Raw genomic sequence first — 22,814 nt, 5'->3', positions numbered from 1 at the left:
CGACCATGTCATCGCAAGAGGCGGCTCACTCCGACGGCTCGTCCGCCAACACGGCTGACGAACGGTGGGTAGGCAGCCAGGGTCAACACGGGCAGGATTGGGAACTTCGCAAACGGGTGGATGGCTACGAGCTGCTGACTCAGCGGACGAGAACGATGATCGCGCTGGACGAAATTGAGCGCATGAGCATACGGAGAAGGTGGCTGATCCTCCGGGAGCTTGTGATAGTAGGCCGCTCGACCGCTCGGTATCGCGGCCTGAGCCGTCGTGCTGCCAAGTCATTGTCGGCCTCTCTGCGCAGGAGCGCTTTGCGAGAGCGGGTGAGCTCTGAGCTCCGATCGATCATTGAATGGAACGACGCGGTCGAAGGCTGCATGGAGAGAGCGGTCTCGAACTCCCGCTGGATCCCCGAGGAGTGCATCGAAGCGTTGATTGCGAGCCGCCCGAACGTCGACACGGCGCGATGGTTCGCGTTTCGTGCGGGCGAAGAGCTCGAGGCCGCTCTGAGCGATGAGGATCGCGCTGCCATCGAACTGTTCGCGCGAGACCTCCCGGCCTGGGCGGCCGACATCAACGAAGCGATCCTGCAACGAGAACTCATTGATCGCCGTGACTTCTTCGATCTGATCGAGACGTCGCCGCTGACTGACGAACAAGCTCGCGCGGTCGTCTGCTTCGACAACCGGGTCAATGTTGTTGCCTCCGCAGGGTCGGGCAAGACCTCAGTCATGGTGGCGCGTGCTGCCTACGCAATCGAGCGGGGATTCGTGCCACCCGAGCGGATCCTCCTGTTGGCCTTCAACAAGGCGGCCGCGGTCGAACTTCAGGACAGGGTGTCGAAACGACTGACCGCTGTCGGCCTCCCGAGCGCGGGTCTCAGGGCATCAACCTTCCATTCCTTTGGTCTGGGCGTGATAGGCGACGCCACGGGCCGAAAGCCTCGGTTGGCAGCATGGCTCGACGGCGGCCAGGACGTCGGCATGGTCATGCGGATCGTCGACGAGCTGCGAGGCGAATCGATGTCGTTTCGATTCAAGTGGGACATGTACCGGCTCCTTTTCGCTCGCATCAGCGAAGATTCAAGCAACGAGGAAGAGCTGTTCGACGCGTGGGACAAGGTAAAGCGACGGTCCGGCTTCCGTACCTACGGAGGTGAGGTGGTCAAGAGCCAAGGCGAGAGGCTGATCGCCGATTGGTTGTTCCTCAACGGCGTCGACTATGAGTACGAACGACCGTATTCGGTGGACGTCGCAACTTCTTCGCGTTCGCAGTATCGGCCTGACTTCTACTATCCGACGGTTGACGTCTGGCATGAGCACTGGGCGATCGGTCATGACGGGAAGCCGCCCAGGTCGTTCATGGGCTACGCGGAAGGCATGGCGTGGAAGCGCACTCTGCACGCCACTCACGGCACCACGCTTGTCGAGACGAAGTGGGCCGACATCATAGACACGTCAGGCTTCTCTGCTCTCGCCGATGAGCTCACCGCGCTGGGATTGCAGCTCGAGTGGAACCCCGACCGGCCGATCCCTGGCGCGAAACCCGTGGACAACAAGGAGCTGGCGCGTCTCATCCGTACGTTCATGGCGCACGTTAAATCGAACTCTCTCACGCGCGAGACGATGCAGGCCCGGCTCCAGCAGGCGCCCAACAAGCTCAGGACTCAACGCACCAAGCTTTTCCTGGCCCTTTACTGGGAGATTCACGACAGATGGCAAGCGAAGCTCGACGCGGACGATTCTGTGGACTTCGAGGACATGTTGGTACGTGCTGCCGACTACGTCGAAGACGGATCGTCACAGCCCCACTACGATCTCGTGCTCGTCGATGAGTTTCAGGACGCAAGCCAGGCCCGGGCGCGATTGATCGCTGCGCTCGTGAAGCCGCCCGGCAAGTATCTACTCGCGGTGGGGGACGACTGGCAGGCGATCAATCGTTTCGCAGGGGCCGACATCTCAGTCATGACGAAATTCGAGAGGCGGTTCGGCAAAGGGCAGGTGCTCAACTTGCAGACCACCTTTCGGTGCACCCAGGAAATCTGCGACGTGTCGAGCGCATTCGTCTCGAAGAACCCGCGGCAGCTGATCAAGCAGGTCCAGTCAGCACAACCCGATCGGGGTGAGCGCGTCCTGAGCCTTGCGGCCGCGTCGACTGAAGCAGTCCCAGCAGCCATCCGAGCATGGCTCGACGGACTGGCAGCCGACGTCTCGTCCGGACGGATCAGTCCGCGACGTGACGACGTCGTCACGGTCGATGTGCTCGGTAGGTACAACTTCGACCGCGACCTCGTACCGGACTGGAGTGCGGCCGGCGTGCGGGTCACCTTCCGCACGATCCACAAATCCAAGGGCCTCGAGGCCGACTACGTGATCGTTCCCAACCTTGGCCGCGGCAGGTACGGCTTCCCGAGCCAGATCGCCGACGACCCGGTCCTCGAGCTGGCGATGTCCCAGGCGGAGGACTTTCCACACTCCGAAGAACGTCGACTCCTGTACGTCGCGCTGACTCGCGCTCGACGGCAAGCAGTGCTCATCGGCGTAGCGGGTGCAGAGTCACCATTCCTTATTGAGTTGATCAACGACGGTCTCGTTACCGCCGACCCCGAAAGCAATAGACCGGCAACCTCAATCTGCCCGGAGTGCCGGGAAGGGACACTGGTTTCCCGCTCAGGGCCGTACGGGGCCTTCTACGGATGCACGTCCTTCCCGAGGTGTCGGCACACCGCTCAGTACATCAGAGCTTGACTCGCCGTGTGCCACGAGCCGCCCGCAGTGAGTTTGGGAGAAATGCCCTTGTCGAGATCTGCACATCGCTCGTCCAGAACAACTAGCCTCAGGGCATGCCCGACATCGAACGCCGTTTTGTGATCGACCTCCCCATCGAAGCGGCGAAAGCAAAGGCCGTGGGACTGCTTGACGACCTCGCGAAGCCGTGGGGCCTGAACGCCGAGTGGACTGGCGCTACTGCCACCTTCAAAGGATCCGGCGCCAAGGGGGTGCTGAAACTAGAGGCGAAAGGCGAAGGGCAAACCCAGGGGGCAATCGAGATCGGGCTCAACATGCTTGTGCGGGCCTTCAAGGGGAAGATCGCGAGCGAGGTGGATAGCGGGTTGGACAAGATCGGAGCAGAACGGGTGGCAGGTCAGTGATGGAGGACGGTGCAATTGTTGGCGGTGGGCACCTCTCAGCAGCCGATATCAACGAGATGAACGATTCGTCTGCGTTCGAGAAGATGATCGAAACGGCATTCCTCCGAGAACTGCTTGAGGAGATGTGGTTTGGGAGGGGCCAGATCGTCGACGTCATGCATTCCTCGCTCGACGCCTTCGGGTTCGACCTCGTCCTCGAGACCAGCGGGGCCCTGAGGCATGTCCAGCTGAAGGCCAGGCGTCGTGGCGGGAAGAGTGCGCGCCTCAACATCAACACCAGGCTGGCCGAACGAGCGTCGGGCTGTGTCGTCTGGATGGAATGGGCGAAGGCGGCAGACAAGAACGCTCTTGAAATTGAGTACCGCTGGTTCGGCGGTGCTCCCGGCGAACCTCTGCCTTCACTCGGTGACCGCGTCGCGAAGCACGCGAAAGCGAACGCCCAGGGGATCAAGAACGAGCGCAGCGGAATCCGAGTGCTGGCACTAGGCCAGCTCGAGCGGATCGACGGGATCGCTGAGCTCGCCGAGCGGCTGTTTGGACCCAACACGTAGACAGCCTCTGCGCCACAGCACGCCGACGATGTTGCCGCCCATAGGGCAGGCACCGGCGTAGGGCCAATAGTTGAACCTCGCAGCCTTGGACGGCCGACATCAGAGGATCTCGGATTCATATGGCTCGATAGGACCATTTGTTGCGGGGGTTGCTCATATCCACCTCACTGGTGTGGGAGCCGCAGTAGCGTGAGCTCCGGAACCACTCGGGAGGACGAAGAATGTTGGGTGCCGTCGTTGCGTCAGGCGTTGTGGTCATATTGGTCGGCATCGCGGGGCTGGTTGCTCTTCGACGACTGAAATCTGACCGCTCGGACACATCGGTCGCTGTCTTGGAGGCTGGCGAGGCCGATGCCATCGCAAAAGCTCTGAACGGCGGGGAGTCGATCTTTCTTCCCACAGGGAGGGCTGATGAGTACGTCATGTTCTCGTCTGGTGCCAACTCGGTCTCTGGGGTGCCGATTCCGAATGATCTTGCGCAGTCCGCAGCAGGAACGATTTCTGCAATCCTTCGGGCCGGAGTCGAAGGAGCGAAAGCATCTGGACGGCTCGTGACGGTCGACGGTCAGACTGCCAAAGCTATTCGAGAAGGGGCACTTGCGGTCGACAAGGCTGGCAGGCCGCTGGCACTCGTTCGGGGTGCCGGCGGCAAGTTCGAACACGTTGCGAGGCTTTCCCCTGCCGCAGGGAAGGCTGCCGGCGCCGCCTTGGGTGCCGCCAACGTGCTTGGCGCTGTCAGCACTCAAATGCAGATGGCGAGCATCGAGGCGAAGCTCAGTGACATAGTCGACGGTGTCCGATCGCTCGAGGCGATCGCGCAGCGTGAGCTCGACGCGTCGATTTCTGCCACACGCCAGTTGGTAGAGGAAGTCATTGGCGCCAGCCGCCATGCGGGTCATCTCCCAGAGCAGTCCTGGGCGCAGCTAGCCCCTCACTACAAGGCGATCGTCGAAAATCAGCTGATGGCGCGCGGATCGGTTGAGGACCTAATCAAGAAGGCAAACGACGAGCCGAGAGGGTTTTGGCTCGGAGCAAAGGCTAACTCGCTCAAGACGAATCGCGATTTGCTGGTTGAACGGTTGCACACACTGAAGGAAGCCGATCTGAACGTCATTCGGATGCACATCGTCCGACTCTGGCACTACACGGTCGTGCAGCCGGAGCTTGCGCCTTACTTCGAGCAACTTGCGCGGCACGAGCTCCAGCGACAAGGAGAGATCGAGACTCACCTGCTCCAAGTTACGAAGGAGACTATTTCGCAGCACGGTGAGCTCGGCCCTCTGGCTGACATCTTCCATTGGAGTAAGGGTGATGCCTTCCGTCGGCAGGTTGAGGAGTTCAGCGACTTTTCCTCGTTGGCGAGAGTGAAGGGGAACGAGCCGGACGAGCAGTCGGGGCTGCCGCGCAAGGAGGCTCCGGCGTGACAGCAACGGCAATCGGTGGTGGTTCTAGCGCCGTCGCGGCTTCCGCACATGCTGCGTGCGCGCGGTTTCGAGGCACCGATCCACTCATCGTCGGAAGGTCTCGTCGCAAGCTCGCGGCGGACGTTGGTTTCGCGGACGACTCCGGCAAGATTCCTGAAGCCCGATGGCTGCGGGCCGCTACTTTCGAGAAGCTAGTGCGCGACGACAAGTTCGCCAGCGAGGTCGCTACCACCACCGTGGGCCGCCTCGGCCTCGACCGCCCTGAGTCTGTCGTGATCAAGTCGGGTCACAACAGGCCGGCCGACACGGCAGGGGTGCTGCTTGCTGCGCACGAGCGAGCTGTAGCGCATGGTTCGGCGACGATGATCTACCAGCTCGGGCTGCCGTTCGTTGGGTTCGAAGAGGACGCCGGAGCGACTCCCGTGCTCCCTGACTTCGCCGTAGTCATGCGCAAGCGCAAGGCAGAGGTCGATAGCGACGCTGACGGCAGCTGGCTGATCATGGGCGATGCGAAGGACTACGAGCGCGTACGGTCGAAGATCGACGACGGAAGGTTGCTGAAGGGTTTTCTCCAGGTCGCCCTGGGTGCGGAATCAGCCGCCGAATGGTCGAAGCTTCCGGCCGGCATGGACGTCCATCCGTACGGGGTGCTCGCCGTCCCACGCAACGCGTTTCTCCAGCCTGAGGCGCTGGTCGAGGACATCACCGATCACCGAACAGAGGTTCAGATGCGCGTCGCCGAACGGCGCGAGCAGTCAGAAGGTTTGTCGATCGGCGTCGACGACGACATCGTGGAATTCGTGGCCCATCTGGAAGCGACCTTCGACCCGGCACGCTGCGCCACGTGCACGCTGTTCTCGTACTGCCGCCACGAACTGCGTACCTCCCACCGGGCGACCGATTTGCTCATCGAGCTGGGAGTCCCTGCCGACATTCGACATCACGCAGCGGGACTGGTCGACCCCGAGCGTCAGGCCGGCCCCATCGCTCGCTCCCTGGAGGCGATGATCGTCGCGTCCCGAGAGGGCGTAGCGCAACGAACGGGTCAGCGTCGTGTGGATCCTATCGGGCGCCCAGGCACCATCAACGTGGTCGTTGCCAAGTCAGACAGCGCCGCGCTCGGCGTGCTCGGAATCTCGATTCAGCGCATCACTAGGTCAGGGCCCACGGAGTGGTCGTCCACAGTCTTCAACAACCCGCTCGCGCCGGAGACCCGCCGCGCGATCATGAAGCTCTTGGGCAAAGAGATCTCAGACGCCATCGCGGAGCAGCGGTCGGTTGATCTTAAATCGCCGGATCCTGTCCACATCGTGGTGCCCGAACGGGCGACGGCCGACATCTTGGTGTCTATCGCCGACAACCTCGCCGGCATCGAGATCAGCAGGCTGCGGTGGCAGCGGGACAAAGAGATGGGTCGGCCGCCGTTGACGTTCAACGGCGAGCCTGCGGTAGTCCCGCCACCGCTTCGCGAGCTTCAGCGCACGGCCGTGTCGTTCCTACTCGAGGAGGATCGTGCCCGTACGCTCCAGGTCCGCTCTCCGATCGTGGATGCTCGCGCGGCGCTCGCTCGGGTGGTGGTTCCTGGCGGCCCCGCTGTCAGCGCATTCCGTCTCGATTACCTGGTTGTGTGGGCCATGGCCACGGCCGACAACCCGCTCGACCACAGGGCCATCGCGGACGAGGTCGAGGAGTCGATCCACACGCCCGGCGCCAGACTGACGAGCCGCCGGTCCGACGCCATCCATCGGGCCTTCATGGGCGACGTGGAGGGGAAGGACCGACCGGCCGAGCCAGCGAAGTACGAGCAGCTGATCCTCGACGAGCTCGCCTACAAGCAGGAGGTGCTCGACGACGCCCGACGTGTGCTCGGCACGTTCCCGCAGTCCAAGGTGGGTGAGCTGCACCGTCGAGCCGAGGCGAACGCTCAGGAGGTCTGGTACCGGCGTTTGACGTTCCACGCGTCCGACTTGGTTCGCTTCGGTCGAACGACCCGACCGTGGCGCCGCGATCTTGTGCCGGTCGTCGAGAGCGACGACAAGGTTGCCAAGCAGCTAGCGGTGCTAGCCAGTCCGCAGGTTGCGCTCGACGCGGCACAGGACGCCGGCAATCGGACAGTCGCGCTCGCTAGTGTCGCCAGCGTCGACCCACTGGTCCTCGACGTTCACTCGAGGCGCATCGGAGACGAGTCCCGGATCGTCCTGCTCCACGTCAACGGGGAGCCGTGTGTCGAGGGGAACGACGTGACGACTGACAAGGGCAAGGTCGTGGGCCTGGCCATCGGTCCGCTGTCGAGTGGGCAACATGACGTCCCCAGGCGGTTCGACTGGAAGCCGGCTCGCACGCCTGAGGTCGAGGTCGGCGACGAGCTGGTCGTTGCGGACTTCGGCTGGTTCTGCGACCTCAAGAGAAACACCCACCTGGCGATCGATTTCCCGAAGGTCGATGCGAGTCGCGCGCCGCAGAAGAGCTGCGAGCTCGACAGCTTCGCGAACGACCCGTCGGGCCATCAATGGTGCTGTCGTCCCCACGAGGACGTGGAGGCCGAGTGGTCGGACACGTTGGCCGAGCGGCGCAAGAAAGGTGAGCTCAACCCGCAGGCGTGGCCACCGATCGTCGACGGAGACTCGTTCGAGGTGTCACCGGCCGGCGCAGAGCAGGGCGATCCTGGAGCGGGTCCCGCCGAACCGGTCCCGGAAGGGTTGACGATCGATGACATCGACTGACCCGTCCGTGGAGTTCGCGCTGCCTGTCGCTGCTGAACCCGCAGACGCAGTACACCGAGCAATCGCGGCCTCGGGCAACGCCGCGATTGCCGCGGAAGCGAGCGGGCAGTTGCTAGCGGCGCTCTCAGGCGACACCGACATCGAACGCATCCTGATCAAGGCGGCCGCCGGTGCGGGAAAATCGTACGTGCTCAAGAAGCTCGTGGAGGACGCCGTCAACCACGTCGACTGCCGACGGGTGGCCGTGGTCGCTTTCCAAAATCGACAGCTCTGGCCGATTGCGAAGTCGCTCGGCGAGCGGCTCGGCAGGGACGCCGTGACTTTGCTCGTCGCCAAGGGCAAGTCTGACCTCGTCCCCGACGACGTGGGCGAAGCGGCCACTGTGGTGGAGGCGATCAAGACGGTCCCTCAGGACACCCAGGTCGTCATCTCCACCTCGCACAAGATGAGCTTCGACTTCGGCAACACGCTCAAGCACCTCGGTGCGGGTGCGAACGGTGAGGCGCCGTACGACGTCCTGTTCATTGACGAGGCGTGGCAGCTGCCGCACCACCTGTTCGACCCGATCCAGGGCAAGGCGCCCATCACGATCGGCGTCGGCGACGTCGGCCAGCTGCCGCCCTTGGAGATTGGGACCAACCCGTGGCGCGGCGACCCCGGCTTCAACCCCTATCGTGCGTGGCCGACCAACTATTACGGCGACCCCGACACTTTCGAGACCGAGCTGCCCGCGGTGTGGCGGCCGACCGCCGAACAGCTGTCACTATGGCGGGCGTTCTACCCCGAGTGGGAGGCGCTGAACTGCGTGGCAGCTCCGGGAGACCGACTAGTCGAGCTCGGGGAGCTCGACGGTCTCGCCGCGACTGTGTGGGCACAGGTGGCAACCGGAGTGCCGACTCTGCTCGAGGTTGACGGGCTGCCGGATCCCGAGGCCGCCGACGTCGACCTCCCCCTCGTCGAGTTTGCCGAGGCGCTGCTCGAAGACCTGTTCGCCGCCAAGTTCGCGCTGGTACGCGCCCGTCTCGACGACACCGGCACGCCGACAGGAGAGTGGGACTCGACAGGACCGGGCGATGAGCCGGACGACACTCTCGTCACAGTGCTGGCCACGCGCAACCAGACCGTCGACGACGCGACGGATGCGGTCGAGAGATTGCGCAAGCAGTTCGACCTGACCGAGAAGGACTTGATCGCGTCGACCGTCGACTCTTGGCAGGGGCAGACGAACGGCATCACCCTCGCGATCCACCCCCTGACCGGCGCCGCTCAGCTCGACGAGTTCAACTCACAATTCGGACGGCTGGCAGTCACCTGCACTCGAGCGACTCACGGGCTGCTGATGTTGTCACGCCCCGGCCTCGACCAGCTGCTGAACGAAGCACCGGCGCGACCCGGTACGCCGTTCGGGGAGCCGGGAAATCGGCATCTTCCAAGACAAACTCATCAACGAATCCTCGCCACGTTCGCGCGGGGGACCGTCAACGTCGCACTTGAAGGGTAGAACTGACTCTGTGTCACGACTCAACGATTTGATCCGACAGGTAGCTCACCAGGACGGCAAGCTTGCAGCTGATCTTCGACGCGAATTCGACGCCCTCGCCGATAGGCGCGCCTTCGGTCTCAACTTCGAACGCCACACGCCGGAAGCGGTCGAGCTGCCCGGCCGACCAGTACGCAAGAACGACAAGGTGCGCATCCTGCCTGAGCGCGGCCAGATGCCTAAAACGGCAGACGAACGACTCTTCAAGGTCATAACGACCTATCCAGAGGGGGGCGAACGCTGGGCGGACGTCGAAGCCCTGGACGATCCGAATGAGTCGTGGTCAGTGGTCGTTGATGACCTCGTGGTGGTGGCCGAGTTCCGCGATCCGATATACCCCGGACTTGTCTCCACCGGAAAGGTCGAGCGCGGCGGCGACAAGCCCTTCCACACCGTCATCAACGCCGAGAACTATCACGCTCTTCAGTCTCTCCTGTACACGCACCGGGGCGCAGTCGACGCTATCTACATCGACCCGCCCTACAACACAGGCGCGAAAGACTGGAAGTACAACAACGACTATGTGGAGTCCGAGGACCACTATCGACATTCCAAATGGCTCGCGATGATGGAACGCCGCCTCCTGCTAGCTCGAGAGTTGTTGGATCCAGCGCGGTCTGTCCTCATCGTCACAATCGACGAAAAGGAGTACCTGAGACTCGGATTGCTGCTGGATCAAGTATTTCCAGATGCCAAGATTCAGATGGTGACTAGCATCATCAACCCAGCAGGGAGTCCACGAGCCAACGGATTCTCGCGTAGCGAAGAGTTCTTGTTTTTCGTCGCGCTCGGTGACTCTGCACCCGCGCGCACGGAATACGACATGAGCAGCGATGAACCAAGCGCTGTCGCAACTCCCGACATGTGGAGTCGGCTTCAGCGTGGTGGAACCGGTGCTCGCCGAGTGGACTCAAAGAATCTCTTCTACCCCATCTTCGTTGACCGAGGTGCTAGAAAGATCGTCGAGATTGGGGACCCCCTTCCGTTGTCGCAACCTCGCTCAAGCGTCGTCGTGCCCGAGGGCTTGACCGCCATCTGGCCGCTTCGGAAGGACGGTTCGGAGGGACGGTGGCGAGTATCCCACACGTCGCTCCGGGGGCTTGTTGAAAATGGGTTCGTCCGACTGGGCAAAGACGGCACGTCGTTGTCATACCTCCTGTCGTCAGCGGTTGCGCGAATCGAGACCGGCGAACTCGTTGTTACAGGACACGTAGATGGGACTGTTGTGCTCGAGGCGGGACAGGATGCTAAACGCGCAGTGCCGCCGAAGTCGGTCTGGTTTCGCCGTTCGCACGACGCTTCGAAGGGCGGCTCGTATCTTCTCAGAAGTCTCATTCCTGATCGAAAGTTCCCGTTTCCGAAGAGTGTGTTCGCCGTTGAGGACGCCTTGCGGTTCTTCGTCGGAGACAATGTGGAGGCCACGGTTGTCGACTTCTTCTCTGGTTCTGGCACTACGGCCCATGCCGTGATGCGCCTGAACAGGCAAGACGGCGGGCGCCGCCGCTCCATCTCAGTTACCAACAATGAAGTATCCATTGATGAGCAGGGCAAGCTCCGAAAGGAGGGATATCGACCCGGCGACCCCGAGTGGGAGATGTGGGGCATTTGCGACTACATCACTAAGCCGCGCATCGAAGCCGCAGTCTCGGGGCAAACTCCCGATGGCGAACCGATCAGGGGCGACTACAAATTCACAGACGAGTTTCCGATGGCCGAGGGATTTGAGGAGAACGTCGAGTTCTTCACACTCACTTACGAGTCCGCACTTCGTGTAGCGAGCAATCGCGAGTTCTCCAAGGTTGCGCCTTTCCTGTGGTTGCGGGCGGGCTCGAGGGGTCGCAGGATTGACGAGATCACGTCAGGTTGGGATGTAGCCGAAGCATACGGTGTCATCGCGAACCTCGATCTGAGCGAGCAGTTCGTTAAAGCCGTTGAGGCGCAGGACGGACTCACGCACGCGTTTATTGTTACCGACGAAGACCGTCTATTCGAGGCGATGGTGCGGCAATTGCCGGCTCACATTGAGCCGGTCCGTCTGTACTCGTCTTACCTCCGCAACTTCGAGATCGAGGCTGCGAGGGCCGCACGATGAAGTTCACGCTCAAGCCGTATCAACAAGCGGCCCTCGAGGACATGCTCACCGCACTGGACCAGGCGACTACGGTCTATCGGCGTGATGCGACTCCGACATCGGTCTCCTTGTCGGCCACTACAGGTGCGGGCAAGACCGTCATTGCTTCGGCTGTCATCGAGTCGTTGTTCTTCGGCAACGACGACTACGACTTCGAGCCTGACGAGGGTGCTGTGGTCGTGTGGTTTTCCGACAACCCGAACCTGAACGATCAGACGCGATTCCGGATCATGGAGGCCTCCGACAAGGTGACGTCGACGGATCTCGTGACGATTGAGCCGCCATTCGCGAAGCCGAAGCTGGAGCCCGGAAAGGTGTACTTCCTCAACACGCAGAAGCTCTCCAAGACGTCGCTTCTCACCCGCGGACACGAGGTCGTTGACGAGGCGGACGTCCTCGAAGGCACCCACTCGAGCGTCCAGCCTGACTTGCAGGGATACACGATTTGGCAGACCATCGCCAACACGATTGAAGACCCCGACCTGACGCTCTATCTCATCATCGACGAAGCGCACCGCGGATTCGGGACTAAACAGACTCGGGACAAGTCGACCATCGTGCAGCGACTGGTCAACGGGCACGCTGGATATCCGCCGGTCCCGGTGGTGTGGGGCATCAGCGCCACCATCGGCGACTTCAAAGGCGCGATGGACGATGCAGACGTGTCCGGCGACAGACGCTACCTTTCCCCAGTTGTAGTCAGCGGGTTCCAGGTACAGGAGTCCGGTCTAGTCAAGGACATCGTCAAGGTGGACATCCCCGCGGAGGCACAGGCAATTGACATGATGCTCGTCCGTCGCGGCGCACAAAAACTCAAGCACTCCTCGCAGCGATGGGACGCGTACTGCACGTCGCAAGGCTTGCCTGACGTCGTCAAGCCACTCCTTGTACTCCAAGCCCCGAGCACGCCCGACCACGACAAGCTCGGCGAAGCGCTGGACGTGATCTTCGACGTGATGCCTGATCTGGGATCAGACGCCGTGCGGCACGTGCTTGGGGAGCACAACCCGCAGACTTTTGGCTCGTACCAAGTCGACTGGATCGAGCCCCAAGTCGTGGAGGACCGGTCGCACGTGCGGGTGCTCGTCGCGAAAGAGGCTATCTCGACCGGATGGGACTGCCCTCGCGCAGAGGTGCTCGTGTCGTTCCGGCCCGCGAAGGACCACGACCACATCCAGCAGCTTCTGGGCCGCATGGTCCGTACGCCGCTGGCTCGCCGCGTCCCCGGCGACGACGAGCTGAACTCGGTCGACTGCCTGCTGCCATTCTTCGATCGAAAGACCGCTGGCGACGTGGTCAAGTTGCTCACGGCGCAGACGGATGGGGTGCCCAACTCACCCAACCGCAAGGTGATCGTTGAGGAATGCGTGATGACCCCGAACAAGGGTGTGCCCGAGAGTGTTTGGAGGCTGTGGGACGCGCTTCCGACGATGACGATCCCGCAGCGCGGCACGTCCCCAGTGAAGCGCCTAACATCACTCGCACTTGCGCTATCGACCGATGGGGTGCGCAAGGACGCCTTGGCCGAAGTTTCAGTGCGCATGCATCGTGTGCTTGACGAGGCCGCGGTCACCTACAAGTCGCGAGTCGAGGCCGCCACTGAGGAAGTGCTCGCCGTTCGGCTGCAGGAGATCTCAGCGAAGTTCGGGGCGAAGGGTGTTGAGTACGTTGACATCGTTGAGCAGGCTGACGAGCGTGCAATCCGCTTCGCTTTCGATGACGCCAAGAAGGCGTTCGGCCCGGACATTGCGAATGCGTACGTCGACCACCTGACCGCGGGCGACGACAGCGACGACGCGTTGCGGGACGCCTTCGTCCGGACTGCCGCTCTCTCTTACGTACCGGAGGTCCGCGAAGCCGTAGACAAGAAGTCCGACCAGATGGCCGAAGACCTGTTTGAGGAGCACGCCGACGCGATCGAGGCACTGCCCGACGACCGACGCCAAGAGTACCGCGACATCAATGCGCTTGCGGCTACGCCGCAAGTCTATCGCCTCGGCCGGCCGCGGACGCGGATCGAGGACTACGTCGAGACCGACGAGCACGGGCAGACGACTCGCGCCGAGCTGGTGAAGTTGCACCTCATGTCGGACGAGAACGGCGATGCGCCCATCACGAAGCTCAACGACTGGGAGGGCGAGATTGTGAAACACGAGATTGCCCGGGAAGGTGCAATCGCTTGGTATCGCAACCCGCCTCGCCAGACCGCCGACTCGCTCGGCATCGCGTACCGCGATGAAGCGACGGGCAACTGGCGGTCGATGCACCCGGACTTCATCTTCTTCCACGAGGTCGAGGGTGAGACGAAGGCCTCAATCGTCGACCCGCACGGGCACCACTTGGAGGATTCGCTCGTCAAGCTTCAGGCGCTCGCCGCATTCGCGGAAGAACACGGCGACTCGTTCCACCGGATCGAAGCGCTCAGCAAAGTAGGCAATGTGATGAAGTGCTTGAACATGAAGAGTGGGGACGTGCGGGGAGCGTTGAAGGTCGGCGGTCAAACAGTCGACTGGTACTACAGCTCCCAGTTCGCCGAAAACTACTACGCTGAGCAACCAGCATGAGCTCGAATGAGCACCGCTTTCGGGTGTATGTCATCGAGCTCGACGACACCGGGCTCGGCGATTGCGGCAAGGGTGCTGTGTACGTGGGAGAGACGTGGCACTCGGCAGAAGAGCGATTCGCCAAGCACATGGCGGGACAGAAGGCGGCACGCGTAGTGACGAAGCGTGGTGTGAAGCTGCGTCCCGACCTGGCCCCGGACGAAACCTTCGACTCTCGGGGCAAGGCACTGCGAGCAGAACGACGCACCGCGAACCGGCTCAAGCATCAGGGGTATCGCGTATGGGGTGGCCAAGGGCACCGTTCCATGAAGTCCTCCGAAAAGAAGAAGTAGCACGTGGCGAGCCCGTGTCGCAGGGCTGGCATTCGACGCCGACCAGCAGGCCCCACCGCTCATGGCGGCCTGAACGAGTCGACCTCTATCGACGAGCTAGGCCTAGGCGTCATCCGCGACCGCATTGCGAGCGCTCTGCGTCCGGACCTCACAATCCGCCACACAAGGCCGAAGTATCTGCTGTTCATCCCGAGGACTCTCACGACCTCGCCGGCACGATCCCCGAGCGAATGGCCCACGAAGTGCGCGGAGCGGAGCAGCAGGTACTACATCCTGTCGATCCAGGTGGCATGATCGCGGCTGTCCCATGAACTTCCACCCGTCGATCTATCTGTCGTAGGGGCCGTGAGCCGATCAACCACGCGACGCGCTTGGACGGCGGTCAAATCTCTCAGCGAAGTTACGGGGGAGAGGACCACTGACTCTACGAATCTTTTACGGTCCTCCTGCGAGACAAGCCCGAGTTCATCAAGGCCTTTCCGGATAGCGGCGACCTGTTCCTCCCGCGCGGGCGCCGGCACCTGTCGGACCCGGTCAGAGGATTCCTCGCCGAGATCGAAAAGCCCGTCGCTCATGACATCGATCGTAGGCGCAGTCGGGAGAGATGATGCTCGCGGCATCTAGGTGCCACGGTCGCGAGTGAAGCGAAACCGCGGTTCGCGAACGTATCGGCGACATGAGAAGGCGGCTTGCTAGTGAGGGGGAACAGCCGGTTCAACGCCACCATCATGACCACGCCGGCGACGTCGAGAAGCTAGATCGGATGCTCACGACTAGTGCTCGGGTGGTCGCGCCCCTTCCGACTAACTAGAGAATGGCTCGCGGTCGAGCTCATCCAACAGCTCTGAGAGCCTCACCGCAAGCAATCCCATGGCGCATGCCCACGGTTCGCCGGCCTCGTCGAGATACAGGTCGCGCCGGAGCTCGAGCATGATGGCGCGCACGGCGCGGTCGCGGCCATAATGCTTCAGCGGGACGTAGCACCCTGCGAAGGGTGAATCGATGCCCGTGTCGTAGCCGCCGAATCGCAAACGGGCGAGCGCGGTCAGCGTGTCGGGCGTGTGGAACGGGTCGGTGCCAAGGCAGATCTCCGGTCGCGGTACGTCACTGTGCAGCTCGTACGGAAGCGGATCGCGCGGATACGAATGGAGGTCGATCATCGTCACTCCACCGACGGACTCGAGACGCTCGTCGACGAGGACGCTCAGTGCTTCCGCGTATGGCCTGAAGTAGCGGTCGCCGAGCCCCGAGATCTCGTCGGCCGATGGATCGCGCAGGATGTAGCCGTCGGAGGTACGGGTGTAGACGGCGCCCATGCCGACCTCGTTCATCTCCTCCCGCTCGTCAGGGAACCGCTCGGGTCCACGACCAGGCGCGAGAGGCCGTTGACGAAGATCCATGGCCGCAGAGCTGCGATCGAGGCTGCCCGCTCTGCGATGACATCGGTGTGGGCGTCGGTGATCGCGTCGAGCTCACGCTCGAGAGCGGCATCGTCGAGCGTGATGGCCGCGCGCACGTCGGGCGGGATGGTCCGCGACGAGTGGGGGACGTGGATGACCACCGAGGAGTCCGGGTGACCCGCGATGACGCGAAATGCAGCGGTCATGCGCCGCGCCGTCCGCTGCGGCGCGACTTCATGTGAACGTCGCTCGACATCGCCCGTGCGGCGAATGCCGAGCCGGCGACTCCTTCGACGACGACCCGCTGCTCCATGGCGCCCAGCAGCTCGATCTCGGCCTCGAACTCGGCACGTCGCTCGAGCGGGATGTCGTTCCAGGACCGCTTGATCTTCTCGATTGCACGAGTGATGTGGTGGCGGCCGCGCTGGACGTCGCCGCGGCTCAGGGCACGCATGCCGCGGCGCTTGCGCCGCTGGATCTCCTGCCACAACACCTCCGCCAGCACGTCCCGCCGGGGCGCGGCAGGGGAGTCGTACGGCGAGGCGATCTGCGCCCACAACGTGTGACGCACGGTGCGCTCTGAGAGATCCTGGGTGCTGAGGTAGTCAAACGTCAGCGTCGCAAGCTTGCGTCGACCGGGCTTCGTCGCAGTGCGCGGTACGAACTGGATGACGAGCGACTTCGTCTCGTCGGACTGGAAACCACCGAGATCGATCTGCAGGCCGTCCGGCGTGAGCTGGGTCGTCAGCTCGTTAAGGACGTCGATCTGGGTCGCGCCGGTGCCGAGCTGCACGGTGAGGCGCCCTGAGAGGAAGCGCTGGCCGAGCAGCTCGCCACACTCCTGACCGATCTGGCCGGCTGCGGTGTCGGCGTCCTCGGCGAAGTGCTCGTTGCCACCTCCAGCTCGTGAGATCGCCGTCAGCAGCAGAGGGTCGTACCCGAGACCGAGGCCGAGCGACGACGTGCTGATGCGGCGATCGAGCTGCTTGCTGACGTAGCCGGCAAGCACCTGAGCGTCAGTGATGCCTTGATTGGCATGGCCGTCGCTGATCAGCAGCACCCGAACGCCTTCGGGCACTCCCAGCCGCTTGGCCTCCTCGAGCGCCTTGAGCAGTCCGCCGCCGAGGTCGGTCATGCCGCGTGCGTCGACGGAGCGAATGGCCCGCTTGATCACCTCGCGATCGGCCACGGGAGCGGCGGGCACGGTGAGCTCGACTCGGTCGTCGAAGGACACCAAGCCGAACGAGTCTGCCGGTCCGAGCTGGTCGACGATGTCGCACAGAGCCCGGCGGGCGTGCTCGATCTCGGCACCGCCCATCGAGCCGCTGCGGTCCAGGGCGACCACGAGGTGCGTGGCCCCGCGCTTCTGCTCGGTATCCACTGACGGCGCGGTGATCTCGACGAGTGCGGCTGCCGCGTCGCTCTGATCGAGGTCGGGCGTGATCCAGAAATAGCGATCGTGGTCCAAGCGTGTCTTGAGTTCCATCATTGACCTCTTTCCGTTAGGCTATGCAAGCAGCATAGTGCACTCCGCAGACATTATGCAAGGAGCGTAATCATGTCAGGCACGTCACGGACCCCGTCCACGTTTTCTCGAATGCTGGTCGAGTACCGCAAGCGCAAGGGAATGTCCCGGTCCGACCTGGCCGCCGCGGCCGACCTCTCGTACCCGTACGTGTCGCAGCTCGAGACGGGCATGCGCAAGCCCTCGCGCGAGGCGGTCGCCAAGCTGGCGCGGGGTCTCGGCATCGATCCGCTCGATTTCGAAGCCTTGATCCCTACGAGTGATGGTGGCGGGCTGGAACCGCGGCGCGTTCGCGAGGTCACGGCAAGGCTGAACAGCTCGCTCGGCCTTGAAGGGCCGCCCGACAGCAGCGACGAACCGGGGTCGCCCGGACGACTGTCGGCGTCGATCGTGTTCGACCGCGACGTGCTCATCGGCGAGATGCTCGACCTGCTCGAAGAGTTCGATGCAGAGGAACGATTCGACGTGCTGTCCGAGCTCCAGCGCCGTGCGATGAAGAACATCGTCGCGGAACAGTCTCGCCGGACATGAGCGTCTCATAAACAGAATTATGCTGGCAGCATTGATTCTGTCGGACCCTGCCTCTACGGTTTGCATAAGACCTAGGAGACAGGAGCGTGGCGATGGGATCGTACGAAGAGCAGGTCGTCGACGGGGCTGTTGACGCCGCATGGCTCGCATTTCGCGTGCGGCTGGCGGACAGGCTGGTCGAGCTGGGCGATGGCGACGAGATCGTCCTTGCGGTCACACCGCCCGCGGAGCAGTCGCCGCTGCGGGTTCGCTTCTGCGCTGTCGACGACGAGTCGATCGAGGCACGCTTCGTGGGTCTGGTCTCGCAGTCACGTCGTCTCCGCATTCGCCGCTCGACGTGGGCTCGCCTGCGATCCCTCGGCGTCGTCGCGTCCGGAGGTCGGATGACAGTCGAGCGTTCGAGGGTCGACCACGTGGCCTACACGGTCTACGCCTTCCTCCACGAGGAGCTTCAGATCGTCCACCCGTCATTCGTCGACGTACCGATCGGGAATCTCGTCCTCGTCGACCCGCCGCAGGATCTCGTCGCCCCCAAGACGCCCGCTCCGCTCCCGGAGAGCATCGTCCCCACGTCGCGCGACGATCTGGTCGTTTGGGTCGACCGCACGCTCACTCAGTGGCTCGGGTACGTCCCGAAGAAGCGAGGAGACGGCAGCATCGGCATCAATCGGGAGGGCGACTGCCTCACGATTCGGGTCAGCGGCTCGCGACCCTTGGTCGAGGTGTTCGCGGTGGTCGCTTCAGATGTCGACCGCAAGCGCGCTCGCAAGGAGGTCGCCGTCCTCAACAGCCGCTTCCACTTCTTCCGCTTCTTCCTCCACCAGGACTCCCTGTTCATGGCCACGACCGTGTCTGCCATCCCGTTCGCGCCGGAGCACTTGAGCGACGCGATCGACATGACGCTGCACTTCCTCAAGCACCGTGCGCCCAAGGTCGCGACCAAGCTCGTACGTCGTGAGCCGGTGCAGGAGACCCCGGCGGCCGAGCCGCCGTGCGTCGACGAGCAGCTCCTCCTCGTCTACGGCTCCGCGGACGCCCACGAGGCGATGATCGAGATGGCTCGCGGCTTGACGAACGACTCGACCCGAAGCCTCGACGCCTGGCGTCACGCGGCGTCCGCGGCCGGCAAGCTCGCCCGCGAGAAGGCCTCGCAGCTCGAGCGCGGTCCTGTCCAGAACGCCTTGATCGAGCAGTACCTCGTGTGGCGCAAGGTCGCCCAGGCGATGCGCGCCGCCGTCGCCGAGATCGGCAACGAGAGGCAGGTCGCCTGATGGACACGTTCAGCTGGGACGATCTGGAGCACTCCCTCGCCCGTCACCTCCCGACCATGCCGGACGACGCGATCTTCACCGTGTACGTCGACGAGAGCTCGCGTCCCGGTTTCGATGCCGACTTCGACGATCACCCTCGGTACGTCCAGCTCCTGGCGTACGGCGACGGGATGGTGCGCTGCGAGGTGGTCAGCAACACCTACCTGCCCGACGACATGAGGCACACGATCGACGACCTGATTCGTCCACGCGCCGACGGTTGGAATTTGCCTGCCGACGGAAAGACGTCCGGCCGCCGAACATCTACCTCGACATCGATGCGTCCGACGCGCTTGCCGTCGCCCAGGCTGCTGCGATGACCATGCGCGTGTTCCACAACGTGTGGCACGTACGTGAGGCCGGGGGAGTCATCTGCGATGCAGACAAGCTCCGTGGTCCCCGCGCGTCCGAGGTGCTCGAGGCACCTGCCGATTTCCGCCCCGCTGCCCCGACGAAGTGACAGGATCGCAGCTATGCCGAATCCCATGCTGTGGCCTGCAGAGCCGAAGTTCGCCAGCGGCGCCGAGCAGCGGGTCTGGACCGCGCTCCGCGACCAGCTCGGCGACAACGACCTGCTGATCGCCAACCAGCGCTTCACCGATCACGCGCGTGACTACGAGCTCGACATCGCCGTGGTCTTCGACGGGCTCGGCGTTGTCGTGCTGGAGATCAAGGGCGGTCAGGTCTGGGTCGAGAACGGAACCTGGCTCCAGCAGCTGCCCGACGGGGTCAAGCGCCGCGACCCGGTCGAGCAGGCGATGAAGGCCAAGCACATCCTCAAGACCTGGGTCGAGGAGTCGATGGCCTGGGCCGGCAAGCGACCGATCCTCTGGGCGCACGGCATCGTGCTGCCGGGCGTACGCCTCGATCCACAGTTCGACATGCCGGACTGTCACCGGTGGATGGTCGTCGACCGCGGCGACATGCCTGACCTGGTCAGCCGCATGCGCAACATGATCACGTTGCAGGAGCGCGAGGCGCGGCCCTGCGACGGGTCAGACATCGCGGCGATCTACGAAGCCTTGCAGGGCCGGTTCCTGCCTCAGCGCATCTCGGCTCCACCATCGGACGTCGTGGCGGATCGCGTCGCCGATCACGACGAGGTGATCGAGCGACTGAGCCTCGAGCAGTCGCGCATCCTGGACTTCATCGCGCACGTGGACCAGGTCGAGGTGCGCGGGGGAGCGGGCAGTGGCAAGACCTGGCTCGCCGTCGAGCAGGCGCGCCGCCTGGCTCGCCAAGGTCAGCGGGTCGCGCTGATGAGCTACTCCCGCGGGCTCTCGGTGTGGATGAAGCGTCGCCTCAGCACGTTCGGGCCCAAGGACCAACCTGCGTACGTCGGCACGTTCCACGGCCTCGGCACTGCCTGGGGCGCTACGGAGGGCAGCGACAACGACTCGGACTTCTGGGAGAACCGCCTTCCAGCCGAGATGCTCGAGCTGGTCCGCCAGAAGGAATGGGGCGAGCTGTTCGACGCGATCGTCATCGACGAGGCGCAGGACTTCGCGGACTCGTGGTGGCCCGTCGTGCTCGAGGCACTGAAGTACGAGGACGGCGGTCTCTACGTCTTCACCGACGAGGGACAGCGCATCTTCCAGCGGTTCGGCGACTCCCCGGCGGGCTTGGTCCCACTGATCCTCGACCGCAACCTGCGCAACACCAAGCAGATCTCTCAGACCTTCTCGTCCATGGCGCCCAATCGCCTGCGGGTCAGCCAGCACGACGGCGAAGAGGTGCGATTTGTTGATTGCGATCACAGTGACGCGCTCGACCGCGCCGACGACATGGTCGACCAGCTCATCGACGAAGGCTGGCAGCCGTCTGACATCGCTGTGCTCGCCACCGGCCAGCGCCACCCCGAGCAGAAGGCTCGGCAGGAAGACGGCTGGGAGGCCTATTGGGACTCGTTCTGGGATAAGGACCAGGTGTTCTACGGGCACGTCTCGGGGTTCAAGGGACTTGAGCGGCCGGCCGTCATCCTGGCCGTCAACGAGAAGCCCGACCAGGAACGCGCCAAGGAGCGCCTCTATGTCGGCTTGTCCCGCGCCCGGGACCTTCTCGTCGTGTGCGGCGATGCGAAGCACATCGAGGATCACGGCGGACCTGCCGTGCTGAAGCGACTGAGGGGTGGGCGAGCAACGTGAGCGATGAACGCCAAGTCGAGCTGTTGCAGCGAAGGATCGATGCTGATTTCCCTAAGCCTGTCGACTCGCACTGGCCGGGCGGATACCCGAACGACATCGAGGCTGCGCTGATCGACACTACCTACTCGGTGCAGGCCAAGTACGGGTCCGAGGCAACGGGGGTGAGGGCAGTGGTCGCTCGGTGGCGGGCGGAGCGCGACGGGGCTGCCGATGACCTGAATGCCCTGGCCGCTCCGGCGGGCCGCGGCTTGGCTGATGTTGCTCGGAACGACGCTGTGCTCAGCGGGCGCCGAAAGTACGAGGTCGTGGGTGACGCCGCGCGCGCACTCGTGGCGGTCGGCGTGCAGCACAGCTCAGACCTTGCGGACCCCGAGACTCGTGAGCACGCCAAGGCAGCGTGGATGCGCGTCCACGGTCTGGCCGGCGTCACCTGGGCCTACTTCTCGATGCTGGTGGGATATCCGGACGTCAAGGCCGACGTGCACATCCGTCGGTACGTGGCCGAGGCCTTGGACCAGCCAGACGTGAGCGAGGAGCTCGCACGGTCGCTTCTGCACCAAGTGACATCGCCCTTCGCGGATGTCACGCACCTGGATCATGCGGTGTGGCGACTTCAGAGCAACCGAGGGGCCCCCACGTCGTGACCTCAACGCTGTTCTCCACGCGGGATGCCATCGACCGCGAACGGTTCTATGCCGAACGTCGCATCTCCGCAGGGCATCGTCTCTTGCACGAGGCTGTGGGCGATGGAGCGCTCGGAGGGCTGTGGGTCGTTCGAGGCCCGTTGCGAGAGAGGTCGTCCGTCATCGACGGAATTGCGGCTGCCTCGCTGATCGATCGCCGAAGCATCACTTACGCATCGCTGCACAGATCCAGCTCACAGATCGGCCTCAGCGTGGTAGCAACCGGTGCCGAGACCTCCGTGCAGCAGCTCGTGGACGGTGCGGCGGGGGACCGGACAGCGATTGGTTTCGAGCTGAGCGAGACCCGGCTGTTCGACATCGTTGGCACCGATCTCGATCTCGTCGAAGGGTTGCGCCATGCGGCCCCGCCCGACCTCGGTCGTCCGCTCGATCTCTTGGTGCTCGATGGAGTCGATCTCGCCCCACATCGGGTCATGCAAGCACTACAGGTCGAGGACATGGCCCACGGACGGGCAGACTGGATCGGCGCGTTTCGTTATCTCGCCCGGCACTCCGCAACAACTGTCATCCTCGCCACGGGCGACGACGTTCTCGGAGGTAGGCCGGATCCGGACATCGGCGACCATGACGTGCTGATCGACGTTGGGTGGCACGACGATCGACAGATGGAGTTCCCGGTGACGGTCACGTCCGGCCGGTTCGAGCGGACTCGCCTGTTGGCCTCATGGATCCCACACCGCGACGGACTCGCATGGCGGCCTGCACCTGACCGCAGCTGACACCAGCTGCTTGGATCAGGTCGACACGTACCAGGGACAGATGCGGTGGCGACGTGGGCCGACGGCCA

The 22,814-nt window shown here is 63.6% G+C and carries 17 protein-coding genes and 1 pseudogene; 16 read left to right on the top strand and 2 right to left on the bottom strand.

All coding sequences use genetic code 11. The features are described from left to right. The first annotated feature begins 5 nt into the window (after nt 1-5). From AB0N22_RS06255 to AB0N22_RS06215, 9 genes are all read left to right on the top strand, one after another. Nucleotides 6-2,744: a UvrD-helicase domain-containing protein gene (locus AB0N22_RS06255; protein ID WP_364637238.1), complete on the top strand. Its 2,739-nt coding sequence runs from the start codon at nt 6-8 to the stop codon at nt 2,742-2,744. Between the two features lie 95 nt (nt 2,745-2,839). Continuing rightward, entirely contained in the window at nt 2,840-3,148 is a 309-nt protein-coding gene (locus AB0N22_RS06250) for a polyhydroxyalkanoic acid system family protein (protein ID WP_364637236.1), read from the top strand. Next, on the top strand, nt 3,148-3,699 hold the full coding sequence (locus AB0N22_RS06245) for a hypothetical protein (RefSeq protein WP_364637234.1): 552 nt from the start codon (nt 3,148-3,150) through the stop codon (nt 3,697-3,699). The genes AB0N22_RS06250 and AB0N22_RS06245 overlap by 1 nt, the downstream gene beginning before the upstream one ends. 221 nt (nt 3,700-3,920) lie before the next feature. After that, entirely contained in the window at nt 3,921-5,123 is a 1,203-nt protein-coding gene (locus AB0N22_RS06240) for a hypothetical protein (RefSeq protein WP_364637232.1), read from the top strand. Beyond that, nucleotides 5,120-7,846: a hypothetical protein gene (locus tag AB0N22_RS06235; protein ID WP_364637230.1), complete on the top strand. Its 2,727-nt coding sequence runs from the start codon at nt 5,120-5,122 to the stop codon at nt 7,844-7,846. The genes AB0N22_RS06240 and AB0N22_RS06235 overlap by 4 nt, the downstream gene beginning before the upstream one ends. Continuing rightward, nucleotides 7,833-9,347: an AAA family ATPase gene (locus AB0N22_RS06230; RefSeq protein ID WP_364637228.1), complete on the top strand. Its 1,515-nt coding sequence runs from the start codon at nt 7,833-7,835 to the stop codon at nt 9,345-9,347. Before AB0N22_RS06235 ends, AB0N22_RS06230 begins: the two co-directional genes overlap by 14 nt. A 10-nt stretch (nt 9,348-9,357) precedes the next feature. Continuing rightward, nucleotides 9,358-11,478, top strand: a complete 2,121-nt coding sequence (locus AB0N22_RS06225) for a DNA methyltransferase (protein WP_364637226.1) — start codon at nt 9,358-9,360, stop codon at nt 11,476-11,478. Continuing rightward, nucleotides 11,475-14,081, top strand: a complete 2,607-nt coding sequence (locus AB0N22_RS06220; protein WP_364637224.1) for a DEAD/DEAH box helicase family protein — start codon at nt 11,475-11,477, stop codon at nt 14,079-14,081. The genes AB0N22_RS06225 and AB0N22_RS06220 overlap by 4 nt, the downstream gene beginning before the upstream one ends. Continuing rightward, the gene (locus AB0N22_RS06215; protein ID WP_364637223.1) at nt 14,078-14,413 is read left to right on the top strand and encodes a hypothetical protein; all 336 of its coding nucleotides are present in this window, start codon (nt 14,078-14,080) and stop codon (nt 14,411-14,413) included. The genes AB0N22_RS06220 and AB0N22_RS06215 overlap by 4 nt, the downstream gene beginning before the upstream one ends. Before the next feature lie 803 nt (nt 14,414-15,216). Here the strand turns inward: AB0N22_RS06215 and AB0N22_RS06210 are convergent. Both AB0N22_RS06210 and AB0N22_RS06205 read right to left on the bottom strand, forming a co-directional pair. After that, nucleotides 15,217-16,019: pseudogene (locus tag AB0N22_RS06210) on the bottom strand (N-formylglutamate amidohydrolase). Further along, complete coding sequence (locus tag AB0N22_RS06205) at nt 16,016-17,299, bottom strand: VWA domain-containing protein (protein ID WP_364637221.1); 1,284 nt, start codon at nt 17,297-17,299, stop codon at nt 16,016-16,018. The pseudogene AB0N22_RS06210 and the gene AB0N22_RS06205 overlap by 4 nt, the downstream one beginning before the upstream one ends. Nucleotides 17,300-17,410: 111 nt before the next feature. On the opposite strand from AB0N22_RS06205, the gene AB0N22_RS06200 reads away from it, so the two are divergent. The 7 genes from AB0N22_RS06200 (at nt 17,411) to AB0N22_RS06170 (ending at nt 22,746) form a co-directional block, all read left to right on the top strand. After that, the gene (locus AB0N22_RS06200) at nt 17,411-17,869 is read left to right on the top strand and encodes a helix-turn-helix transcriptional regulator (protein WP_364637219.1); all 459 of its coding nucleotides are present in this window, start codon (nt 17,411-17,413) and stop codon (nt 17,867-17,869) included. A gap of 92 nt (nt 17,870-17,961) precedes the next feature. After that, nucleotides 17,962-19,140: a hypothetical protein gene (locus AB0N22_RS06195; RefSeq protein ID WP_364637217.1), complete on the top strand. Its 1,179-nt coding sequence runs from the start codon at nt 17,962-17,964 to the stop codon at nt 19,138-19,140. Continuing rightward, nucleotides 19,140-19,499, top strand: coding sequence for a hypothetical protein (locus tag AB0N22_RS06190; protein WP_364637215.1), 360 nt, complete (start codon nt 19,140-19,142; stop codon nt 19,497-19,499). Before AB0N22_RS06195 ends, AB0N22_RS06190 begins: the two co-directional genes overlap by 1 nt. Further along, nucleotides 19,496-19,639, top strand: coding sequence for a hypothetical protein (locus tag AB0N22_RS06185; RefSeq protein ID WP_364637213.1), 144 nt, complete (start codon nt 19,496-19,498; stop codon nt 19,637-19,639). The genes AB0N22_RS06190 and AB0N22_RS06185 overlap by 4 nt, the downstream gene beginning before the upstream one ends. A 13-nt stretch (nt 19,640-19,652) precedes the next feature. Next, the gene (locus tag AB0N22_RS06180) at nt 19,653-21,323 is read left to right on the top strand and encodes an NERD domain-containing protein/DEAD/DEAH box helicase (protein WP_364637211.1); all 1,671 of its coding nucleotides are present in this window, start codon (nt 19,653-19,655) and stop codon (nt 21,321-21,323) included. Continuing rightward, entirely contained in the window at nt 21,320-21,967 is a 648-nt protein-coding gene (locus tag AB0N22_RS06175) for a hypothetical protein (RefSeq protein WP_364637209.1), read from the top strand. Before AB0N22_RS06180 ends, AB0N22_RS06175 begins: the two co-directional genes overlap by 4 nt. After that, nucleotides 21,964-22,746 (top strand): hypothetical protein, encoded by a 783-nt coding sequence (locus AB0N22_RS06170; protein ID WP_364637207.1) that lies wholly within the window; start codon nt 21,964-21,966, stop codon nt 22,744-22,746. The genes AB0N22_RS06175 and AB0N22_RS06170 overlap by 4 nt, the downstream gene beginning before the upstream one ends. The last annotated feature ends 68 nt before the right edge of the window (nt 22,747-22,814 follow it).

It is taken from the genome of Aeromicrobium sp. NPDC092404, from assembly GCF_040684095.1.
In the GTDB taxonomy this organism is placed as follows: Bacteria; Actinomycetota; Actinomycetes; order Propionibacteriales; family Nocardioidaceae; genus Aeromicrobium.
The sequence above is the reverse complement of the archived record's forward strand: the minus strand, read 5'-3'. Positions and strand labels throughout refer to the sequence as shown.